Below are 20,114 nucleotides of genomic sequence, written 5' to 3' on the forward strand. Positions count from 1 at the left end.
AATTCGCTCCAACATGTCTATATTTAGGTGGTGGCTGCATCTGCAAAATCACTCAGTGATCTTGGGCATCCGGATGTGGCATCCCCTTCACCAATGGTTCTCAATATGACCGATTTGACGATCGTAATCCCATGTTACAACGAGTCCGGCAACATCGGAAACCTGGTGAGGGAAATCAATACAGCCCTCTTATCCGGCCCATCCTATGAGATCATTGTGGTCGATGACGGGTCCGCTGATGGATCGGCAGAGGAAGCAGCGGCCGCCGGCGACCACACCCGTGTGCTGCGCCACAAAAAACGCACCGGCAAATCACGCGCCTTGATCAGCGGCTTTCGGGCGGCCCAAGGCCGATGGATTGCGACGCTGGATGGCGATGGCCAGAATGACCCTATGGATATTGCGCGATTGTGGCCTCGCCTTGAGCGCGCGTCACCCGCGCTTTTCGCAGGTGTAAGGAAACGGCGCAACGATGGCATCGTCAAACTGTTGACTTCAAGATCCGCAAATTTCGTGCGCAAACGGCTGCTGAAGGATGATTGCCGGGATGCGGGATGCGGTTTCAAGATTCTTCCGGCTGTAGTAGCGCAAAGTCTGCCCTATTTCGACAACATGCATCGGTTCATCCCGGCTTTGTCGCGACGGGCCGGGCTGCCAGTAATCGAGGTCGACGTCGAGGACCGGCCAAGACTGGCCGGCGTATCGAAGTATGGTTTTTTTGACCGCGCCGCGGTGGCGTTTCTTGATACAGTCGGCGTTTTCTGGCTCATCCGCCGCTATTCTGATCCGGTATCGGTAACCGAGATGAATAGCGCTGGAAGCTAAAGGTTCGCAATTCACCATTGAAGTTTCGCACTCGCGCGGTCACCCGCGTTACCGGTCCGATCGGCTGCGCGTCGGCCGGTAATCGCGCTAGCGCTTCTTCGCCAGGATCATCATTGCCCTGCCAGACCAGAACAATATCCGAGGCTTCGCCCCGTTCAGGCGGCCAATGCAAGAGCGCTGCCACATTGCCCGCATCATCCTGACGGTTGGACGCGATCCTCGCAGGCGTGGGGTTCTGTGCGCGAATGGCGTCGGCAACGCCGTCGAAGGGAAAATTGAATCGAGGGGTGCCGAACAGGGCAATCATCGCGACCGCCAACGGGGCAAGGACGTACATGGCGCCTGAGATGACGAGCACATTGCGTGCGCCGAGTGCCTGCGGCAAAGAAAGCGCCAAAAGGATCGCAGTTGGTGCCAGAATCGGGGCCATATAGCGCTCTGCGACGGAATGGTAGTCGGCAATGAAAACCAGCGCGGCGAAGGCGGCAAGGCCAATCAGTACCGTGCGAAGCAGGAGCTTGCGGACATCCGCGCCGCCATCCGGCGGGGGACGTGGATGATCGCGGCTCCGACCAATCCAGAAGATTATGAGGGCAGGGCCGGCCCACAGGAAAGTTGAAATCAAGAGACTAGCAAGCCCGTCGATCCCTACCCGCGGAAGATCGAATGATTCCAGGTAGCCGATGGCCTGCGCAAGCTTATGCATTCTGCCGGCTGTCGCCGCCAAGGGTGCGTTGAGGGAGGCGACAATAACGGGTGTAAAAGCAGCAATGAAAATAGCAATCGAGATCCAGATCCGCCGCTGGAACAATTGACGGCGAATTGGTGCAGTCATCACCGCAGCGATGAGGAAGCTGACCAGAAAAATGAAGAAGTTATATTTGGCCAAGGCCCCGATTGCCGCCCAGATGCCAAACCAGATGTATGCACGCGTACCCTTCCCCTCACGCAACAGGGCAAAGGCATGAACGATGCCGATTGATGCGGAAATAACGAGAATAGTATGTGCTGTAGTCTGGATGGACATCCAGACTATCTGTGGCAGAAACGCCGACGCAGTTAATGCTAGTACGCCTGCGCGGTCACCACCCAGTCGGCGCGCAGTATCGAAACTAAGCCAGTGATAGAGCCCAAGCAGGGAAAGGCGCACCAGAGCGACAGCAAGAACCCAGTTCCAACCAGTCAGTTCGAGCGCGAGTCGCACCAGCCAATTGTACATTGGCGGATGCGAGTTGCCATAGTTCCAAGCGAACGCAACTTCGCCAACGAATTGCGCCTCATCGATTTCCATAAACCGCGAAAGAAAAAGGCGCACTACTAAAATGGCAAGGATGTACAGAACGATTGCACGCGGAGCGAGACGCGCAAGTTTTGACCAATTGATTGGTGGGCCATCAAGTGAGGCCATGCTGAAATTTCGCCAGAACACCCTTGGCTCCCACGCTTCATTCAGCGTGACCTACTACAAAAATTGAGTTTGCCGCAATCCCGGACAGGACTTCTTAAAGATACACAAAAACCGCCGGTACGAGACCGGCGGTTTTTGTGATTTGCTGCGGTTAAGCGCGACGTATGATGCTGGCGATCAATGAGATTAGCAGCAGCGCCAGGAACACGTAGAAAATGATCTGAGCGATGCCGGCCGAGGCGCCGGCAATACCACCAAAACCTAACGCGCCTGCCACAAGTGCTATGATCAGAAAAATTACAGCATAATAAAGCATTTATCATCTCCCTGTCTTGTCGGATTCAAAACGGGCAAGACGCTGTTTTGTTCCCGAGGCAGGAAAGCAACGCGCTCTACGCCTTGGCTTTGCTGCTCTCTTTGAAGAACAGGGCCTGGGTGATTAATGCCTTGACCATATCGGGATTGAACGGTTTGGTAACGAGGAAGGTCGGTTCCGGCCGTTCTCCTGTCAGCAATCTTTCGGGAAAGGCGGTGATGAAAATAACAGGAACCGCATCCTGGCTGAGAATGTTGTTCACCGCGTCGATACCGGAGCTTCCATCCGCAAGCTGGATATCTGCAAGAATCATGCTCGGATGGGTGGCGGAGTAAATCTTGAGCGCCTCGTCGCGCGTCCGTGCAATGCCAACCACGCGGTGCCCGAGGGTCTGGACCATGTGCTCGATATCCATGGCGATCAAAGGTTCGTCCTCAATAATCAGAATGTCGGTTGCGATCTGTTTCGAAATGCCGACGGATGCCTCGTCCAACAGCCCGTAAAGTTCGCCATCCGTGACTTCGAGAATTTCCATCGTCTCGGCTTGGCTGAAACCTTCAAGGCTGATCAGCAGGAAGGCCTGACGGGCTTTCGGCGCGATTGCAGTGAGGTTGGCCGCTGCATGTCTCTCCCAGCCGAACTCGGATTTCAATTCGAGAGGGCGGACATTGACGGAGTTGAAATGTTTGATCAGCAGCTTGTAGAGGCTAGCACGATCGGAGCCTGCTTGAGGGAAAAGGGAAACGTCGGTGATGAGAATTTCAAGCGTCGCCGCAACATAGGCATCGCCAGAAGATTGCGAGCCTGTGATAGCGCGAGCGAAACGGCGAAGATATGGCAGATGAGGGGCTATCCGGGTGGACAATGACATTATAGTGATTTCCCTGTTTCGGGTGGGGTACTGAGGCGTGGTGAGTTCCTTCCTGAAACACTTTCGCAAAAAAAAAGTTCCCTGTAACGGAACTTTCTTCTTTGTCAGGAATTGTCATCATTAATGTGCCTTGGGTACAGGCTCTATTCATACTACAGCGACGAACCACCAGCAAAGATCAGACAATGAACGCCAAAAAGAATTCTATTGACGCTCCTGAAAAGGTGCGAGTTCGCCGCCGCGACATTAAGAACGCTGAAACAGAAATTGGTCTGAAGTTACGCGCGCTTTACGCATCAGTGCAGGAGGAAGAAATACCGGCTCGTTTTCTCGATCTTCTTGAAAAGCTTGATGAGGCTGAACGCAATCATACGCAATCATCCAAATAACAGGCTGTTGAATGGTACATGAATCTGCCGACTTCAAGAGAGATTTGATTGCTGCCTTGCCGAAACTGCGAGCATTTGCAGTGTCACTGATCGGTAATCCGGACAGGGCAGATGACCTTGTGCAGGATACGATTATGAAGGCGTGGGCCAAACAGGATTCGTTCGAGCCCGGCACCAATATCAAGGCTTGGCTGTTTACGATCTTGCGCAACGAATTCTACAGCCAGATGCGCAAGCGCGGGCGCGAGGTTCAGGATTCCGATGGGATATTCACCGAGCAGTTGTCCGTTCATCCAGCACAATATGGCTCGCTGGATTTGCAGGATTTTCGCAAAGCGCTCGAAAAACTGCCCGACGATCAGCGTGAAGCGATCATACTTGTCGGCGCGTCGGGCTTTTCTTATGAAGAGGCTGCCGAAATCTGCGAGTGCGCCGTCGGAACGATCAAAAGCCGTGTGAGCCGTGCCAGAACACGTCTGCAGGAATTGCTCGAGATTCAGGGGGAGGTGGACTACGGTCCTGATTCGATCGCAACGCAGGTCACATCAAACAAGTTCGCCTGAGGAGCCGGTTTCATTGAATCGCTTTTTCGACGGCGATAAGGCGGCTACAGCTTTGATAATTTGACTCTTGCCATAGGGTTTACCGACAACGGTAACTCCTACAAATCCATCTATGCCACCTGCTTCCACATCATAAGCAGTGGTGAAAACGAGCGGCACGCCTCGCGATTGCAATAGGGTAGCCGCCTGCAACGAAGAAACGCCGTGCGCTTCCACCTCGATGATTGCAATGTCGCATTCGGCCCCGCTTTCGATCCAGGCAAGTAGTTCATTAACATTCGAAACCAGATCGACGGATTGCGCCTGGCACTCTTCCGCGATGCGCTCCAGCTCTAGTCCAATCAGATATTCATCTTCGAGGACCAGAAGTCGCATGCCTTTCAATTCCATTTAAGATGCTCCTGTGGGGACTTCTTATGCACAGGACGGAATCGCAATGTCATTTAACTAAGACATGCGGATTGCGAAGAAATGTTAAGCAATTCACAGGCGGCATGATAACTTGTAACCCGACATCAACTGAACGGCCACAATGAAAACCACGAAAACTTCGGCTGCCCGGCAGTACCCCTGTGACAAGTGTCCATTGCAGGAGTTTCCGCATTTTCAACGGCATATCAAAGAAGAAATATCGTTCCTCACGGACTTCAAAACGGGTGAGCTGGTTGCCGACGCCGGTACGACTGTCCTTGTGGAGGGTGCCAACAGTGCGCACCTCTTTACCGTGCTCTCGGGCTGGGGCTTCCGCTACAAGACATTGGAAGACGGTCGCCGGCAGATCCTGAACTATGTTCTTCCTGGTGATCTGATTGGTCTGCAGGGATCTGTGATGCGTGAGATGCAGCATTCGATCGAGGCTTTGTCGCCGATGATACTTTGTGTATTTCAGCGCGATAAACTTGCGAACCTCTTCCGAAACTATCCCGAACTTGCCTATGACATAACCTGGATTGCTTCCCGCGAGGAACAAATGCTCGACGAAATCCTGCTGAGCGTAGGACGGCGCACGGCCTTGGAGAGGGCAGCCTATCTTTTTGCCTTCGTGTTCCAGCGTGCCAAATCAGTGGGGATGGTCAGGAGTAACAAGCTGATGGTGCCGCTGACGCAGCAACATGTGGCTGATACGCTAGGCCTTTCGATTGTTCACACTAACAAGACGTTGAAGAAGCTCGCGGCTCGCAACGCCCTTCGTTGGCTTGATCGCGGGTGCGAGATCCTTGAGGAGGACGTGCTCCTGGACATATCGGGATGGCAGGGTTTGCCGGGCACGCTTCGACCATATATCTAGGATATTCCCATGGAGGGCACATCATTTGTTGTGGTGGCGCAGAGTTGTCATGAGTTTTTCACAGAGGCCGCTAAGGGGCTTGGCGATCGTGCTTTCGCTCGGCATGATTATTGGTTCAGCCGGCTCCACGATTATCCTTGCGCGCAGCGTCAACAATCAGATCGACGATATCCTCGCCACCTATAAGGTGCGCGAACAGGCGTATGGTTCGCTGTCATTGATGACCGAGGCTCACAACAGTCAGCGCGGGTTCATCTTGACGGACAGTACCCCGTTACTCGATCATTATCGGAACGTAACAGCCCGGCTCGACGAGAGCCTCAATACGCTTACGGAAATGACCAAGGGAAATCCGCGGCAGCAAGCTACGGCGACTCGAATCCGCGATCTGGCGAAAGCAAAACAGAGAAACGTGGATGCGGCGATTGCCCAGGCGGTTGCGGGGATGAGTACGGAAGCGCGTGAGTCCCTCGGACCAAATTTCGGCGTTGGTCAACTCGATGAAATCAACAAGACGGTCGACGGCTTTCTCGCAGAAGAAGATCGAAGGTTGATTGAACGAAACATTGCTGTGGATCAAATGAGAAGCTGGCTAACAATAGCTGCGCTCTCTTCCCTCGGGGGTGGTCTCATTCTGGCAGTCATTCTTGCGAACCGGACCAGACGTTATGTACGCAAGCTGACAGAGGGACAAACATTGCTTCTTTCAGAAAAAACAATTCTGGAGAGTATGGTCCAAAACAGGACGGCGGAACTTGAAAAAGCCATGCTCTTGGCAAAGCGGGAGCGGGCTCGCGTGGAAACACTGCTGCAGGATTCCGACCACCGCATAGGAAATTCGCTTGCGACGGTCTCGTCGCTACTCGGTATTCAGATGCGGGACGTATCGTCGGAGGAAATACGCGCCGCACTCGGGGCAGCCCGCGACAGAATTCAAACCATTTCGTCGGCCCACAGACGTCTGCGGCTTGGAAAGGATCATGAGACTGTTCGTGCGGATGAATATTTGCCGGACGTCATCGCTGATATCAAGCAGTCGACCGCCCATGACCGAGATATCAGGATTGTTGCAGAGCTTGCCCCAATAAACCTGAGCTCCCGCGATGCGACGACGCTGGGAATAATCATCGGCGAGTTGACGATGAACGCCATAAAACACGCTTTTCCGGGCAGCAAGGCCGGAGAGATAAGAATCGATCTTGTGCGGGGTGAAGATGACGTTCTGCGGCTGGAGATTGCCGATACCGGCATTGGCATGCAGAAGACATCGAAGAATCGCTCCTCTGGACTTGGGTCGCTTATCGTCAATCAGCTTTGCCAGCAATTCGACGGATCGGTTGTCTACTCTGTCCATCCGGGTGGGGGCACCTCAGTAAAGGTGGCGCTACCCGGCCTCATGGAGATACAGTCAGCGGAGGCCACTCAAAAGGATGAGTGATCGGTCGTCAGAGCGTTGCCGCACCTGTTTCCGGCTTTTCAGCATTCAGATGACCAAGGGCAAGTTCAATGTCCCGCAAATTTCGTGTTACACCATCATCAGGATCCATACCACTTTCTGTGGCCGCTCGCTGTAGTCCCCGAGCCTCGCTCAGCAGTTCTTCCAGTTTGGCAATCTTCTGGACCCTGCTCAGACCCTCGTCAGATAGAATGTCATTCGCTTCAAGCATTTTCGGCCTCCTTCGATCTAACGAAAACGAAGGTGCTGGATAAATGTTCCAAATAAGGAACAAAGCACAAAGGGTTGCGTTCTTGAGGGAGCTATATCGATGGTATGAGTAGGGTGGCGATGCGAGCCATCATGTGGATATGAGATCGGAAAACATTTCAGAAAGCACGTTAGAATTTCTGTCGGGGTCGTCGCGTCGTGATGTTCTTTCGAGTTTGAAGACGCTTGAAATTCGCGAGCATGACAACGAATTCCATTGTTTGGCGGAACTCGCATTGTCGATGTCCAACAGCAGCGGCGCACAGATCACGCTTGTGGATGAGAAACGAAGCCGTATCTTGTCCCATGCAGGGCGTCTTGGGATAGCCAATATCTGGGCTATTGAAGCCAGTTCACTGGCAGCACCTGACAAGAGTTGCCTGATCATTCTGAACGCCGCGGAGGATGTTCGCTATTCCGAAATCGATGCGGTGACCCATGGGCCGAATCTCCGGTTCCTGGCCGTTGCACCGATCTGCGTCTCAAACGAGTGTATTGGAGCTCTCAGCGTCCTGTCCGACGAGCCCCGAACGGAATTTGCTTTAAGCCAGCAGGAGCAACTCATGCTTCTGGCAAGACTTGCCGGTTCGTTTATCTCGCTCAAACGTGAATCCCGCACGGAAACCGACGCCATGGCGAAGTTGCATCAGGATGAAGATCGTAATTCCATGGCACTTGAGGTCGGCAATGTCGGCAGTTGGGTATGGGATCTGCGCACGGGCAAGTTCAGTGGCAACAGGATGGCCTATTCCATGCTTGGTCTTAGTCCCGATCAACCTGTCAGCGGCGAAGACGTCTTCCGGGCAATGCACCCCGACGATTTTCCAATCATGAAATCGGCCTTCACACGCGCGCTGGTCAGTAATCAGGATTATGTCGGAGAATTCCGCGCTGCGTCATCGGGTCAATGGCTTCTAGGACGCGGCCGCATTTTCGAACGCGATGTCCAGGGGAGACCCGTGGTGGCGGTTGGTGTCAATATTGATATTACGGACACAAAGAAAGCTGCCGAAAAAACGCGGCTCCTGCTACGCGAGCTCAATCACCGCGTCAAAAACACCTTGGCAATGTTACAATCGCTGGCACGGCAGACGCTCAATCGAACATCCGATCCAGCCGAGTTCATGGAGGCGTTTTCAGGACGTCTTCGGGCCATTTCGGAAGCACATACATTGCTTTCCGATCGAGAATGGAGCGGCATCAGCCTGATCGATCTGATTGCAAAACAAGTGGAGCCTTACGCGGGTTTTGATCCTCGACAGATCGAGCTCGCAGGGGAGGACATGGTTTTACCGCCGGACCACGCACTCGGGCTTGGCATTGCGCTGCACGAGCTTGCTACCAATGCAGCTAGACATGGCGCCCTTTCTGTCGCCGACGGTCGCGTGCGGGTGTCATGGCAAATAGAACCCGGCCTCGATGAATCCCGCGTTACCATCCACTGGGTAGAATCCAACGGTCCGAAGGTGCTGCCGCCGGAAGCGCGAGGGCTCGGTGAAAGACTGATCGAGCGCAGCCTGGATAAGGTTCTATCGAGCAGCGTCAGATTGAGTTATCCGGAAACTGGCATGGAGGCTTTGATTTCCATGCCCATCCGCGATCACTCAAATATCCTGGCCCGTAGATGAGGTGTCTTCAGGACGCCGTCTTTTCTTCTTCTTTGGTTTTGTCAGAAGCGAAAGCCCACCGAAAGCCACGAGAGGAACTGCAAGCATCATGAGCGCGCGCGACCGCAGAACAACCGGTGCTGCAGCAAGAGCTGCAACTGTAAGAAGAGCGGACGCGTCAACCTTTGCACGTTCGCTCTGGCGATTTCGCGCGGCGCGTTCGACGATCTTCATGATTATGTAAGTAATGATAGCCAAGCCGAATGCGCTACCGGCGAGGATCAACGACGCATGCATTTCGCCGTAGCGCTCGGCAAGGGCGATATAGGCAGCCACAACCAGGAAAATCACGCCGACAATTGCTAGCACAGCGATGATGCCAGCGAAGACCGCGTTGCGCTTCAATCTGCTTATCACGAGGCCAACTTCACCCGCGGCGACGCTGGTTAAAAGTGGAGCTAACAGTTTGAGCATGTCAGCGGCGGGCAATCAGGGCAAGAAGAAAACCGACACCGGCGGCGACGGCAATCGTGGTCAAAGGGTGTTCGCGAACAGTTTCGGTGAGCTGGTCTTCAAGCTCACGAGCTTGCAGGCGAAGGTCCTCCAACGTTTCCTCACCGCGGACTTTTGCGGTTTCGTAGGAACTTGCTGCGCTTCGCGTGGCGTCCTTGGCAGAACTCTTTCCTATCTTGGCAAGGGTTGCTGCAATATTCGCGATGTCCTCCTTCAGGGCCGCAACCTGGGCTTGCAAATCGGGATTGCTATCGGTCGCGTCGTCAACCGCTTTGCGAATTTTTGAAGAAACCGTAGCCATAGAAAACTCCTTGAGAAAACAGGTGGATATCGGTCGAGAACGTTTAGTCTGCAGTATTTGTTCCACGCATTGGGGGCCGCTGCAAGTCTACTAGCGGGCATCCTTTCCAAAGCTCATGAAAGATAGCCCATCAACCACAAAATGAGAATGATCGGAAGGGGCAGACCAATGAGCCAAAGCAAAACACCTCGTAACATTTTAAAACTCCTTTTCAGCTATGTCAGATGATCGTTCGTGATAAGGGTCCAAGAAGCGCGTTAAATTCTCCCCATCAGAAGCAAAATCAACAGAACGACCAAGATTATTCCCACGAGTCCAGAGGGGCCGTAGCCCCAATTCCTGGCGTGAGGCCAGGTTGGAAACACCCCGATAAGTGCCAAGATGAGAATGATGATGAGAATTGTCGTGAGTGGCATTCTTTCCTCCCTCTCCTGGGAAACTTTACAGCTCGGAAACACCCGAACCAGGATTTGGTTCCCACATGACAGGCTCGAGCCAAGAGCCAGAAGTGGAATGCAACCAAATTGAGCCGACTTCGTTTCTGTCGCGGGGTTTCAATGGAGATGGGTTTTTATGGATGTCATGCCGGTAGGTTTTCATGCCTTCTGAAGGGGCCGGGGGGAAGTCGCGTGCCGTCGAACGGGCAGCCCAGCGATCGATCTATACGCCTGTTTCGGCGAATGCGGCGAACCAGTTCCCACCAGTAATTGTCGCGATAGCCGTTGTAGCAGCGCTTTATTTCGCCCGCGAAATTTTCGTGCCATTGGCGCTGGCTCTGCTTTTAACCTTCGCGCTGTCACCGTTGGTCACCCGCTTGCACCGCTCGGGTGTGCCAAAAGGCGTTGCCGTACTAAGTGTTGTGACAACGGCTTTTCTTGTGATTTTCATTTTCGTCAGCATTGTCGCGAGCCAGCTTACTGTGCTCGCGCAAAATCTGCCAAGCTATCAATATAATATCGAGACGAAGATCCGCGCGATCAAGGATGCGCAGTCGGGGAACAGCATTTTTGATCGCGGCGCGCGCATGTTCAAACGCTTCAGCGACGAAATTGGTCGATCGGACGAAGTGGAGCGCTTTGAAAGCGACAACCAAGCAGTGGCCAAACCAGACCCGGCGCGACAACCTCCCCAAAATGTTGCACCGCCTGCCCCTTTACCACCCTTGCGCGGCATAGATCCTAACAAACCCGTACCTGTGGAAATCCGCAATCCACCGCTAGATCCCTTAAGCCTGCTGCAGACCTTTGCCGGTCCGTTGATCCAGCCCCTGGCGACAATCGGCATTGTGATTGTGGTAGTCATATTCATGCTGATGCGGCGTGAAGATTTGCGCGACCGTTTCATAAAGTTGGTGGGAGCCAGCGATATTCACCGAACGACGACTGCCCTGCATGATGCGGGCAAGCGCGTCGGCCAATATTTGCTGATGCAGTTGATCATCAATATCAGCTTCGGTGTGCCAATCGGGATCGGGCTATGGTTCATTGGCATTCCCAACCCGATGCTGTGGGGCATGCTGGCGATAGTTCTCCGTTTTGTGCCCTACATCGGACCAATCATTGCAGCTGCGTTTCCGCTTATTCTTTCGCTCGCAGTCGATCCGGGTTGGATGGTGCTCTTCTGGACCGCTGCCTTGTTCATCGTACTGGAGCTCATCAGCAGCAATATCATGGAGCCGCTTCTCTACGGTTCCAAGACCGGGTTGTCCCCCGTTGCGATTCTGATGGCCGCCATTGTCTGGACCTGGATCTGGGGGCCGATCGGATTGATCCTTTCGACACCGCTCACCGTTTGCCTGGTCGTTCTTGGAAGACACGTTCCAAAGTTCGAATTTTTGGATGTTCTTCTTGGCAACGAGCCGGTGCTCCTTCCGCCGCAACAGCTATATCAACGGCTGTTGTCTGGCGATCCGGATGAAGCAACAGAAAAGGCCGAGGAGTATCTGCAGTCGGCAACCATCATGGATTATTACGCTTCGGTGGCTATTCCCGCATTGCTGCTCGCCGAACACGACAGAGGCCGGGGCGTGCTTGACGAGCCTAGGCGCAATCGTGTGGCGCAAAGCATGATCCTACTCGTCGAGAATCTGTCGGAGTATCATGACGTTGAAGACGAAGAAGAAGGAGCCGAACCTGAAGGGGGCTCCAAGAAGGCTGTGGCTAATAAAGAGAAGGTAAAACCAGAGAAGCCGAGAACAATCGCGTCCGCAGGCGGACGCGGCGACCTCGACGATGCGGCAGCAGTTGTTCTTGGCGATATTCTTGAGCGCAAGGATTTTGATGTTCGCGATATTTCTCACGAGGAGCTCGAGGCGACCAACATCGGCAAGCTTGACCTTACGAGCGTCAGCACAATCTACGTAAGCTACCTCAACACGTCTTCGGTCGCTCATGCACGCTATCTCGTCCGCCGCATAAGACGGCGGAACGCACGCGTAAAGATTGTCATCGGATTCTGGGCGGAAGATGGGAGCGAAGTTGATGGCGAGAAGATCGTTGGATCAACACGCAACTGCTTTTTTGTATCGTCGATAGAAGCGGTGGTTCAAGAGCTTTGCGAGTGAGCCGCTCCCCGAGATTTTTCACCAATCTTAATTTTCGCGGAACCAAGAGCGAGCTGGCTACGTTTCCACCCAGCTGATCGAGCTTCGATCGGTAACTGGAGACCCGGTGCCTGTTCCCCCGTGGGCGCCGGGTCGTTTGCTGCCCATTTGTAAAAACATGCTGAATTTTCAAATGCTTGTGAAACTGTCAACCAACGGAACAAACTCAAAACCCGGCCGTTTAATTTGTGTAGATGAATGCTTCAAGGAGTTCCTTATGGGTAGTACCAGCGACAAACTTTCCGGCGCAGCCAACAAGGCGGCTGGTAATGTGAGGCAGGCCGCCGGCAAGGCGACCGGATCAAAAGAAATGCAGGCGAAGGGCAAAATGCAGGAAATGAAGGGCGAAGCACAGCAAGCCAAGGGAAAAGCCAAGGATGCTGTGAAAAAGGTTGTCGATAAAGCCTGATCGCCTTTAACGCCGCCGAATTCAGCCGGTCCCTTGTCGGGCCGGTTGCTTTTTGTGCGAGAGTCTGTCGTGCTGTCTTTTTTATCGAAATCAGATTTTTTTGTTTTAAAGGAACAACTGATGAGGATTAATGTGGGGTGTGAACTGACGTTCGAGTTTACGCAGGAAACGCCTCTGATTGCCATTTTGAACGTGCATCATTCGCGTTTTGCCGATCTGGAAGGCATCGAGACTTTCCAGACTACATTCGGCGCCAGCGTCGATGGCTATCACGACCAGTTCGGCAACTGGTGTAATCGCATTCTCGCTGCGCCGGGCACCTTTTTTTGCTCCACAAATGCCGTCGTCTACGACAGCGGCATGCCAGATCCTGTGGTTCTCGATGCTGTTCAGCACCGGGTGCAGGATCTTCCGGATGAAACGCTGGTCTATCTTATGGGCAGCCGTTATTGCGAGACCGATTTGTTGAGCGAGGAAGCATGGCGACTGTTCGGCCACGTACCGGAAGGCTGGCAACGCGTTCAGGCGGTGTGCGATTTCGTGCACAACCACATTGTGTTTGGCTATGAGCATTCGAACCCCACTCGCACGGCGTCCACGGGATATTTCGAAGGCCGTGGTGTGTGCCGTGATTTCACGCATCTTGCAGTTGCTTTTTCCCGCTGTCTGAACATTCCGACACGCTATTGCACTGGTTATATCACCGATATCGGCATACCATTGCCCCATGCGGAAATGGACTTTTGTGCGTGGATGGAGGTTTACCTCGGGGGTCAGTGGCACGCTTTTGATCCTCGGAACAACCAGCCCCGAATAGGCCGGATCAAGGTGGCGCATGGGCGCGACGCGGCGGATGTGCCCCTGACGAATATATTCGGGCCCAATGTACTGACGAAATTCAAGGTTTGGGCCGGCGAAGCTGTTTAATCGCGTGTTTTTCGCAACCTTCTGCGCTTCCGGCAGTTTTGTCCGGGAGATTGGCAATGCCAAGGAGGAAAAGTATGAGCCAAAGAGCGATCGATTTCGTTAATAATTGGATCGACACGAATGTCGATGCCAACAAACCGGCGGATATGGCACACCACGATCGTCGGCCAAAACAACTTGCTGCAAAATGTGCTGCAGATGCGGAAGCTGCTGGTATTTCCGAATCAGAGATCAAGGATGGTCTGGGTGATCTGGAAATTTGCATGATCACTGCGATAGACCGGGCAGCATTGGCCAAGGAGAGCAAGCAGGCTTGAACGGTCAGTGAAAATCTCTCGATTTTGGCAAAATACGCACCTTGCGTGGATGACTGGCCCGTGGTTGATCCGGGACCGGATGTATTACCTCGTCGCTATGAGACACAGGTAGGATAGTTCGTTGCTCGGAGAGACGGTAGAGATCTCCGGTACGATCAAACAGTTTTCGGGCGACAATGTGCACAACATTGTCGGCGCTTTGAACCATGCCTTCGATCAGGATAAGGCGTGATCCCATGATTTCCTTGCGATATTTTTCCAATAATTTTGCCCAGACAACGATATTGGCGATGCCAGTTTCATCCTCAATTGTCATAAAGACGACTTTACCATTACCGGGCCTTTGCCGGACTGTAATCACGCCGGCAAGTTTGACCCGCCGATTATTGCTCAGACTGTTTGCCTGCTTGCATGTTACAATGTTTTCCGCAGTCAACATTTCACGCAAGAACTGCATTGGATGGCCTTTGAGCGAAAGCCGTGTCGATTCATAGTCGGCAATGACGTGCTCGGACATTTTCATCTGCGGTAGCCTGGTTTCAGCTTCCCTTGCCAATTCATTCGTTTCAGCAGCCTGGAAGAGTGGCAGGGTTTCATTGTTGGGGAAACGACGGACCGCCCAGAGCGCTTCGCGGCGATCAATTTCCAGCGAACGGAACGCATCGGCATCAGCGAGGAGAACAAAGGCTCGTCTTTCCAGCCGCGTCAGGCGGCGCAGTTCTTCGATGTCACTATAGTGGTGCTTTCGTTTTACGCATATTTCGTCCGCCCAGGCTTCCGAAAAGCCTTCGACCTGTCGAAAACCTAGACGCAAGGCAAGATTATTCTTGTCGACGCGTTCCAGCGTATTGTCCCATTCGCTGAAGTTGATATCGACAGGACGTACCTCGACGCCATGCTCGCGTGCATCGCGGATGATTTGTGCAGGGGCATAAAAACCCATCGGTTGTGAATTCAAAAGTGCTGCCGCGAATGTTGCTGGATGATGGCATTTGATCCAGGAGGAAATATAAACGAGGATCGCAAAACTCGCCGCATGGCTTTCCGGGAAACCGTACTCACCAAAGCCCTTGATCTGGTTGAAGCAGTTTTCGGCAAAGCTCCGCTCATAACCACGGCGGACCATCCCCTCCACCATTTTCCCTTCCATTTCGCTGATTGTGCCGACATTGCGGAATGTGGCCATGGAACGGCGCAATTTATTGGCTTCGTCGGGGGTGAATTTCGCTGCCTCTATGGCAATGCGCATGGCTTGTTCCTGGAATAGAGGAACGCCGAGAGTTTTTTCAAGGACATTACGCAATTCATCCTTGTCGCCCTTGTCCGGGAAAGGAGATGGATAATGGACGTCCTCTATTCCTTTTCGACGGCGCAGATAGGGATGAACCATATCGCCCTGGATTGGACCAGGACGAACGATGGCAACCTCGATTACCAGATCATAGAATTTTCTTGGTCGAAGACGCGGCAGCATGTTCATTTGTGCGCGGCTTTCCACCTGGAACACGCCGAGGGAATCGGCATTGCAGAGCATGTCGTAAACCGCGGGGTCTTCTTGGGGAATCGTTGCCAGTTCGTAACGGTTGCCCCCATGCAGATGAATGAGATCAAAAGCCTTGCGAATGCATGTCAGCATACCAAGTGACAGCACATCCACCTTCATGATGTTGAGTTCGTCGATGTCATCCTTATCCCACTCTATGAATGTACGGTCTTTCATGGCCGCAGGACCGACAGGGACGGTTTCGTCCAAACGCTCCTTCGTCAGTACAAATCCGCCCACATGCTGGGAAAGGTGGCGTGGAAAACCAATCAATTCGGTCGCGAGCCGGACAGCGCGCCGTATCATGACATTATCGGGATCCAGCCCAGCTTGCCGGACCTCGTTCTTTTCAACCGCCGTACCCCAACTGCCCCAGACCATATTGGCCAGCGCAGCAGTAACGTCTTCTGTCAGTCCCAAAGCCTTGCCCACATCACGGATAGCGCTGCGCGGGCGGTAGCTGATGACAGTGGCCACGATGGCCGCTCGATCGCGACCATAGCGCTCATAGACCCATTGCATCACTTCTTCGCGGCGTTCATGCTCGAAATCGACATCGATATCCGGTGGTTCCTTCCGCTCCGCCGAGAGGAACCGTTCGAACAAGACATCCGTGTGTTTTGGATCAACTGCTGTGATAGCAAGACAATAACAGACCGCAGAATTGGCAGCGGAGCCGCGGCCCTGGCAAAGAATATTCTGCGAGCGGGCATATTTGACGATGTCATAAACCGTGAGGAAATAGGGTGCATATTCAAGCCCTTCGATTATCGCCAGCTCCTTCCGCAGAATCGCACATACCTTTTCCGGAATGCCTTCAGGATAGCGCTGTGCAGCACCTTTCCACGTTTCCTCGGATAGATAGTGTTGCGGTGTCTTGCCAGGTGGCACAGGTTCGTCGGGATAGTCATATTTCAGCTGATCGAGCGAAAAGCCGATCGGCTCAACGAAACGCTGCGTTTCCTGAAGTGCTAGAGGGAAATGCCGGAAAAGTCGCTGCATTTCATCAGGCGATTTCAAATGCCGTTCCGCATTCTTTTCCAGCTTGCGTCCGGCCGTATCGATCGTGACATGTTCGCGAATACAGGTCAGCACATCCTGCAACGGCCGCCGCGCAGCGGTGTGATAGAGCACATTATTGATCGCCAGCAAGGGAACGTTGGCCTCAGTTGCAATACGCGCCAGCTTTTCGCCGTACCGCCGGTCTGCACCCTGATGCGGCATTGCCAAAGCAAGCCAGACTGAGCCCGGTGCAGCAATGACAAGTTTTCTGAGGAACGCAGTTAAGATTTTATCTGCCCGTAATGGCGGAACGACCGCGATCTGAAAATCTTTCGCTCGAAAAAGAAAATCTTCGAAAAGGAGGTGGCACTCACCCTTGATTTTCGCCCGATCCTTGCCTTCGCTCAAAAGACGGCAGAGCTGACCATAAGCTGTACGGTCGCGTGGGTAGACGAGCAGATCTGGCGAGTCGTCAATAAAGACCAGCCTGCATCCGATAAAGAGGTTCAGTCGTATTCCCGCTTTTTCCTTGAGCTCATTATGAGCCTTATAGGCCCGCACCACACCTGCCAGTGTGTTGCGGTCAGCGATGCCTATACCATCGAGCCCGAGTATGGCTGCAGCCTGCACCAGTTCATGCGGTTGCGAGGCGCCTTCAAGAAAGGAAAAATTACTAGTGACAGCAAATTCCGTATAAGGCGGCATCAGGCGAAAATCCCGTGCAGAAACCAGCGCGGTGTGGGATCGCCGCGCTCATACAAGCCTTCCCGAAACACCCAGAAACGACGGCCTCTATTGTCTTCGAGACGATAATAATCCCGCGTCAGCACGCCTGCATGTTCGCGCCACCACTCGGGGGCGATGCGTTCAGGTCCCTCTGCCAAGGTGATAATATGCTGAACCCGGCGCCAGGTGAATCGTGCCGGCGCGGCATCCGGGACTTCAAACGTTGCATCAATTCTCTCGGGCGGCTGAAACAATCGGATCGGCCGCTCCGGAGGATTGCCAGGATTATGTTCTGGTGTCCTTTCAAACACTATGTCCTGTTTTGCTGTGGCGGCAGGTTCAAGTGAAACCGCGCGTTCGGGAATATGTGTGTCGACTGGTAGCGGGCGCAGCACACGGGAATTGCCAAGACGGATGGAAAGCCGGTCGACAAGCGTTTTGATCTCCTCTGTCTCTTGTGCCCTGTCGTCGAGGCTTTTCTGGATCGCTTGGCTCTGCTCCACACGAATAGCGGCAAGCCGGATAATATCAAAACCATAACCGGCATCGAGCGGATCGCTAAGTGTGGAAAGCCGCTCTTTCAATAGTCGAAACATGGGTTTTGTTTCGGTAACGGGACGTCCGGTCTGAATGCTGATGCGACGTACATTACCATCGGCGCGAAAGAAGCTGGCTTCGATCTCGCGGGCACCCTCAACTCTTTGTTGCAGGCGACGGAAAAGTTCGTCGCTCAAGGACATAAGAACGTGTTCCACGGATTCCATGGCGATGAGCGGTTCTGCCATACGCCGCTCAACCATGCAGACAGGGACGATACGGCGAGGGGTAATAGGTTCGTCCTGACGACCAAACAATGCATCGAGGCGGTTAACAAGATTTGTGCCAAAACGCGCCGTGAGTGCAGCTCGGGGCAAGACATCGATATCACCAACGCTGCGTAAGCCTGCCCGCTTGAGACCGGCGAGATGGGTCTCTTCGATATCGAGACTGATAAGCGGCAAGGCGTATAATCTGCGCGTCTCGTCATTCCGGTCGATGATGCCACCGGGCGAGTGTCGAGCAAGGGCGCGTGCTGCAGCGGGATTGCTTGCAAGAGCGGTCCGGACGATCATGCCATAGCGATGAAGACGCTTATGAATATCTTCGATAAGCTGGGTTTCATCACCAAAAAGATGAATACAACCTGTCAGGTCGAGAATGAGGCCATGAGGCTCATCAAGTGCTACAAGCGGTGTATAGCGGTCACACCAATCGGCCAGCTTTTCGAGCAGGACCGCATCCTTGCGCGGTGAGGCGAAAGCGATATCCAGCTTTTCAAATTGCGCGCGTGCATCTGTCAGAGCCATGCCCTTATAGAGCCCTGCCTTGGCTGCCTTTTCATCGACAGCCGTCAGCCGCAAGGCATTGGCAAGTTTGTCCACCACGATCAGGTGTTGATCAGTATGGGCGCGTCCCGGATTTTCGCGTTTGAGGCGGTCGGTAGGAAGGTGCGGAAACCATAGTGCCAGAAACCGGCTCGATCTGTCTGAAAACATGATCATCACTTTCCCATTGCAGGATCCAATGGCCTGTCATTCCCTGTCTGTTGCGTATGAGAGTGGCGTCGAAAACCGGATGTCCGGGTGCATTGGCGCCACTCGATTGCGAAGGTGCGGCACGGATCAACCAGCGGGTGACGGCGGCATTTTCGCTGGGATATGCCCCCAATCGCAGAAGAAAAGCTGGCACATCGGTTTGTTGCGCCGTCAGCAGCAATTTGCGCGAGGCGGTCAGGTCCAGACATTTCGGGTTGCTCCGCGGCGCGATGACGACGGCGCCCGTGCCACGAATACCGAGACTGTCCGAAGCAGCTTTCAAAACATCCTGCGGTGAGGCGCATCGCACGATGATGAGGCGTTGCGGATCAAGTCCGATATTTTGCAAGCCGGGAGCATATGGGAAGCCATTTTCCTGCGCTGCAAAATCTTCTTCCAACCACAGAACAGGGCTTTGATCCGGAGATGCGCGCAGGACAAGGGCAATAGCGAAACCGGTCGCCGCACCTGCGTCGCCTGCTTCTTCTGCGAAGATTTCATGCACGGCACCACGCTGCATCCCCTCGCGGAAGACGCGGTCGATATCATTGTCGCCGAAGTCAAAGGCGGAGCGCTGCGCAGCACGCGCATTCCTCTCTCCAAGAGATGCGATGTCGCGTCTCAACGCCGCAAGATCGACGGTTGTCACTACGGTAGCCTTTCAATGTTCATGATATGTTCTATTATGGAATCCGATGACAGCAAGAGTCAAGCGGCATATATGCAGGTTGTTGGATGCGCCATTATCGATCGATACGGGTGGAGAGAATAATCGACGACATGGTGCGTTCGACACCTTCAAGAGCGCCAATCTCGTCGAGCAATTTGTCGAGTTCCTGTATCGAAGGTGCTTCAACGATAACGATCATATCGAATTGACCACTAACAGAATGAAGCGTTCTGACCCAAGCGATCTTCCGCAAGGTAGCCTCAACCTTCATTGCCAGTTTCGGCAAGGCCGTCACCAGCACATGCGCCTTGACCAGGTTCTGTTCGTATTCGGGGGAAAGCTGAACGCTATACCCCCTTATCATACCGCGTTTTTCCAGCCGCTCGATGCGGCTTTGCACAGTGGTGCGTGATACGCGCAGCTTGCGGGCAAGCTCGGCAGTCGAGGCTCTCGCATTCTCGCGCAACAATGAAAGCAGGGCATGATCGGCTTCTGACAGCATATTGACAAATCCCATCGGCATATCGCCAAAATTATAGCGTTGTTTCGTCAGTTTAT

22 protein-coding genes are annotated in these 20,114 nt (G+C 53.6%); 10 read left to right on the forward strand and 12 right to left on the reverse strand.

Annotated elements, in window-relative coordinates:
- The first annotated feature begins 105 nt into the window (after positions 1–105).
- Complete coding sequence (locus FHS21_RS10430) at positions 106–825, forward strand: glycosyltransferase family 2 protein (RefSeq protein ID WP_112532227.1); 720 nt, start codon at positions 106–108, stop codon at positions 823–825.
- On the opposite strand, the gene FHS21_RS10435 is transcribed toward FHS21_RS10430, so the two are convergent.
- The 3 genes from FHS21_RS10435 to FHS21_RS10445 form a co-directional block, all read right to left on the reverse strand.
- Positions 767–2,233 (reverse strand): ArnT family glycosyltransferase, encoded by a 1,467-nt coding sequence (locus FHS21_RS10435; protein ID WP_112532192.1) that lies wholly within the window; start codon positions 2,231–2,233, stop codon positions 767–769. The two genes, FHS21_RS10430 and FHS21_RS10435, sit on opposite strands and share 59 nt — an antisense overlap.
- Before the next feature lie 151 nt (positions 2,234–2,384).
- Complete coding sequence (locus FHS21_RS10440; protein ID WP_027231091.1) at positions 2,385–2,549, reverse strand: DUF1328 domain-containing protein; 165 nt, start codon at positions 2,547–2,549, stop codon at positions 2,385–2,387.
- 76 nt (positions 2,550–2,625) lie between these two features.
- Complete coding sequence (locus tag FHS21_RS10445; protein WP_183661854.1) at positions 2,626–3,420, reverse strand: response regulator; 795 nt, start codon at positions 3,418–3,420, stop codon at positions 2,626–2,628.
- A gap of 185 nt (positions 3,421–3,605) precedes the next feature.
- Here FHS21_RS10445 and FHS21_RS10450 point away from each other — a divergent pair, with 185 nt between their 5' ends.
- Both FHS21_RS10450 and FHS21_RS10455 read left to right on the forward strand, forming a co-directional pair.
- Positions 3,606–3,809, forward strand: a complete 204-nt coding sequence (locus FHS21_RS10450; RefSeq protein WP_112532194.1) for a NepR family anti-sigma factor — start codon at positions 3,606–3,608, stop codon at positions 3,807–3,809.
- 11 nt (positions 3,810–3,820) lie between these two features.
- Entirely contained in the window at positions 3,821–4,372 is a 552-nt protein-coding gene (locus tag FHS21_RS10455) for an RNA polymerase sigma factor (protein WP_112532195.1), read from the forward strand.
- Here the strand turns inward: FHS21_RS10455 and FHS21_RS10460 are convergent.
- Positions 4,355–4,762 carry a response regulator gene (locus FHS21_RS10460; protein WP_112532196.1) on the reverse strand — a complete coding sequence of 136 codons (408 nt, stop codon included), beginning with the start codon at positions 4,760–4,762 and terminating at the stop codon, positions 4,355–4,357. The two genes, FHS21_RS10455 and FHS21_RS10460, sit on opposite strands and share 18 nt — an antisense overlap.
- Before the next feature lie 142 nt (positions 4,763–4,904).
- Here FHS21_RS10460 and FHS21_RS10465 point away from each other — a divergent pair, with 142 nt between their 5' ends.
- A complete protein-coding gene (locus FHS21_RS10465; RefSeq protein WP_183661856.1) occupies positions 4,905–5,660 on the forward strand; it encodes a Crp/Fnr family transcriptional regulator in 756 nt (251 codons plus the stop codon).
- 49 nt (positions 5,661–5,709) lie between these two features.
- Positions 5,710–7,098 (forward strand): sensor histidine kinase, encoded by a 1,389-nt coding sequence (locus FHS21_RS10470; protein ID WP_112532198.1) that lies wholly within the window; start codon positions 5,710–5,712, stop codon positions 7,096–7,098.
- Positions 7,099–7,105: 7 nt separating this feature from the next.
- On the opposite strand, the gene FHS21_RS10475 is transcribed toward FHS21_RS10470, so the two are convergent.
- Positions 7,106–7,327 carry a hypothetical protein gene (locus FHS21_RS10475; protein ID WP_112532199.1) on the reverse strand — a complete coding sequence of 74 codons (222 nt, stop codon included), beginning with the start codon at positions 7,325–7,327 and terminating at the stop codon, positions 7,106–7,108.
- A 280-nt stretch (positions 7,328–7,607) separates the two neighbouring features.
- Between FHS21_RS10475 and FHS21_RS10480 the strand changes: the two genes are divergently transcribed.
- Entirely contained in the window at positions 7,608–8,993 is a 1,386-nt protein-coding gene (locus tag FHS21_RS10480; protein ID WP_162702110.1) for an HWE histidine kinase domain-containing protein, read from the forward strand.
- On the opposite strand, the gene FHS21_RS10485 is transcribed toward FHS21_RS10480, so the two are convergent.
- The 3 genes from FHS21_RS10485 to FHS21_RS10495 all read right to left on the reverse strand — a co-directional run bounded on the left by FHS21_RS10485 (position 8,970) and on the right by FHS21_RS10495 (position 10,202).
- Positions 8,970–9,377: a YwiC-like family protein gene (locus tag FHS21_RS10485; protein WP_158482260.1), complete on the reverse strand. Its 408-nt coding sequence runs from the start codon at positions 9,375–9,377 to the stop codon at positions 8,970–8,972. The two genes, FHS21_RS10480 and FHS21_RS10485, sit on opposite strands and share 24 nt — an antisense overlap.
- A 70-nt stretch (positions 9,378–9,447) precedes the next feature.
- Positions 9,448–9,786 (reverse strand): ElaB/YgaM/YqjD family protein, encoded by a 339-nt coding sequence (locus FHS21_RS10490; protein WP_112532202.1) that lies wholly within the window; start codon positions 9,784–9,786, stop codon positions 9,448–9,450.
- Between the two features lie 257 nt (positions 9,787–10,043).
- Positions 10,044–10,202, reverse strand: a complete 159-nt coding sequence (locus FHS21_RS10495) for a DUF3309 family protein (RefSeq protein WP_112532203.1) — start codon at positions 10,200–10,202, stop codon at positions 10,044–10,046.
- A 182-nt stretch (positions 10,203–10,384) separates the two neighbouring features.
- Here FHS21_RS10495 and FHS21_RS10500 point away from each other — a divergent pair, with 182 nt between their 5' ends.
- From FHS21_RS10500 to FHS21_RS10515, 4 genes are all read left to right on the forward strand, one after another.
- Positions 10,385–12,349: an AI-2E family transporter gene (locus tag FHS21_RS10500; protein WP_112532204.1), complete on the forward strand. Its 1,965-nt coding sequence runs from the start codon at positions 10,385–10,387 to the stop codon at positions 12,347–12,349.
- A 256-nt stretch (positions 12,350–12,605) separates the two neighbouring features.
- On the forward strand, positions 12,606–12,797 hold the full coding sequence (locus FHS21_RS10505; protein ID WP_112532205.1) for a CsbD family protein: 192 nt from the start codon (positions 12,606–12,608) through the stop codon (positions 12,795–12,797).
- Between the two features lie 120 nt (positions 12,798–12,917).
- Positions 12,918–13,724 carry a transglutaminase-like domain-containing protein gene (locus tag FHS21_RS10510; RefSeq protein WP_112532206.1) on the forward strand — a complete coding sequence of 269 codons (807 nt, stop codon included), beginning with the start codon at positions 12,918–12,920 and terminating at the stop codon, positions 13,722–13,724.
- Between the two features lie 74 nt (positions 13,725–13,798).
- On the forward strand, positions 13,799–14,041 hold the full coding sequence (locus tag FHS21_RS10515; RefSeq protein ID WP_112532207.1) for a DUF768 domain-containing protein: 243 nt from the start codon (positions 13,799–13,801) through the stop codon (positions 14,039–14,041).
- A gap of 4 nt (positions 14,042–14,045) precedes the next feature.
- Here the strand turns inward: FHS21_RS10515 and FHS21_RS10520 are convergent, their stop codons facing one another.
- From FHS21_RS10520 to FHS21_RS10535, 4 genes are all read right to left on the reverse strand, one after another.
- The gene (locus tag FHS21_RS10520) at positions 14,046–17,291 is read right to left on the reverse strand and encodes an error-prone DNA polymerase (RefSeq protein ID WP_183661858.1); all 3,246 of its coding nucleotides are present in this window, start codon (positions 17,289–17,291) and stop codon (positions 14,046–14,048) included.
- Complete coding sequence (locus FHS21_RS10525) at positions 17,291–18,847, reverse strand: Y-family DNA polymerase (protein WP_112532209.1); 1,557 nt, start codon at positions 18,845–18,847, stop codon at positions 17,291–17,293. Before FHS21_RS10525 ends, FHS21_RS10520 begins: the two co-directional genes overlap by 1 nt.
- The gene (locus tag FHS21_RS10530) at positions 18,750–19,535 is read right to left on the reverse strand and encodes an ImuA family protein (protein WP_183661860.1); all 786 of its coding nucleotides are present in this window, start codon (positions 19,533–19,535) and stop codon (positions 18,750–18,752) included. Before FHS21_RS10530 ends, FHS21_RS10525 begins: the two co-directional genes overlap by 98 nt.
- 94 nt (positions 19,536–19,629) lie before the next feature.
- Positions 19,630–20,058: an Lrp/AsnC family transcriptional regulator gene (locus FHS21_RS10535; RefSeq protein ID WP_112532228.1), complete on the reverse strand. Its 429-nt coding sequence runs from the start codon at positions 20,056–20,058 to the stop codon at positions 19,630–19,632.
- Positions 20,059–20,114 lie beyond the last annotated feature (56 nt).

This window comes from Phyllobacterium trifolii (assembly GCF_014192095.1).
GTDB classification, from domain to species: domain Bacteria; phylum Pseudomonadota; class Alphaproteobacteria; order Rhizobiales; family Rhizobiaceae; genus Phyllobacterium; species Phyllobacterium trifolii.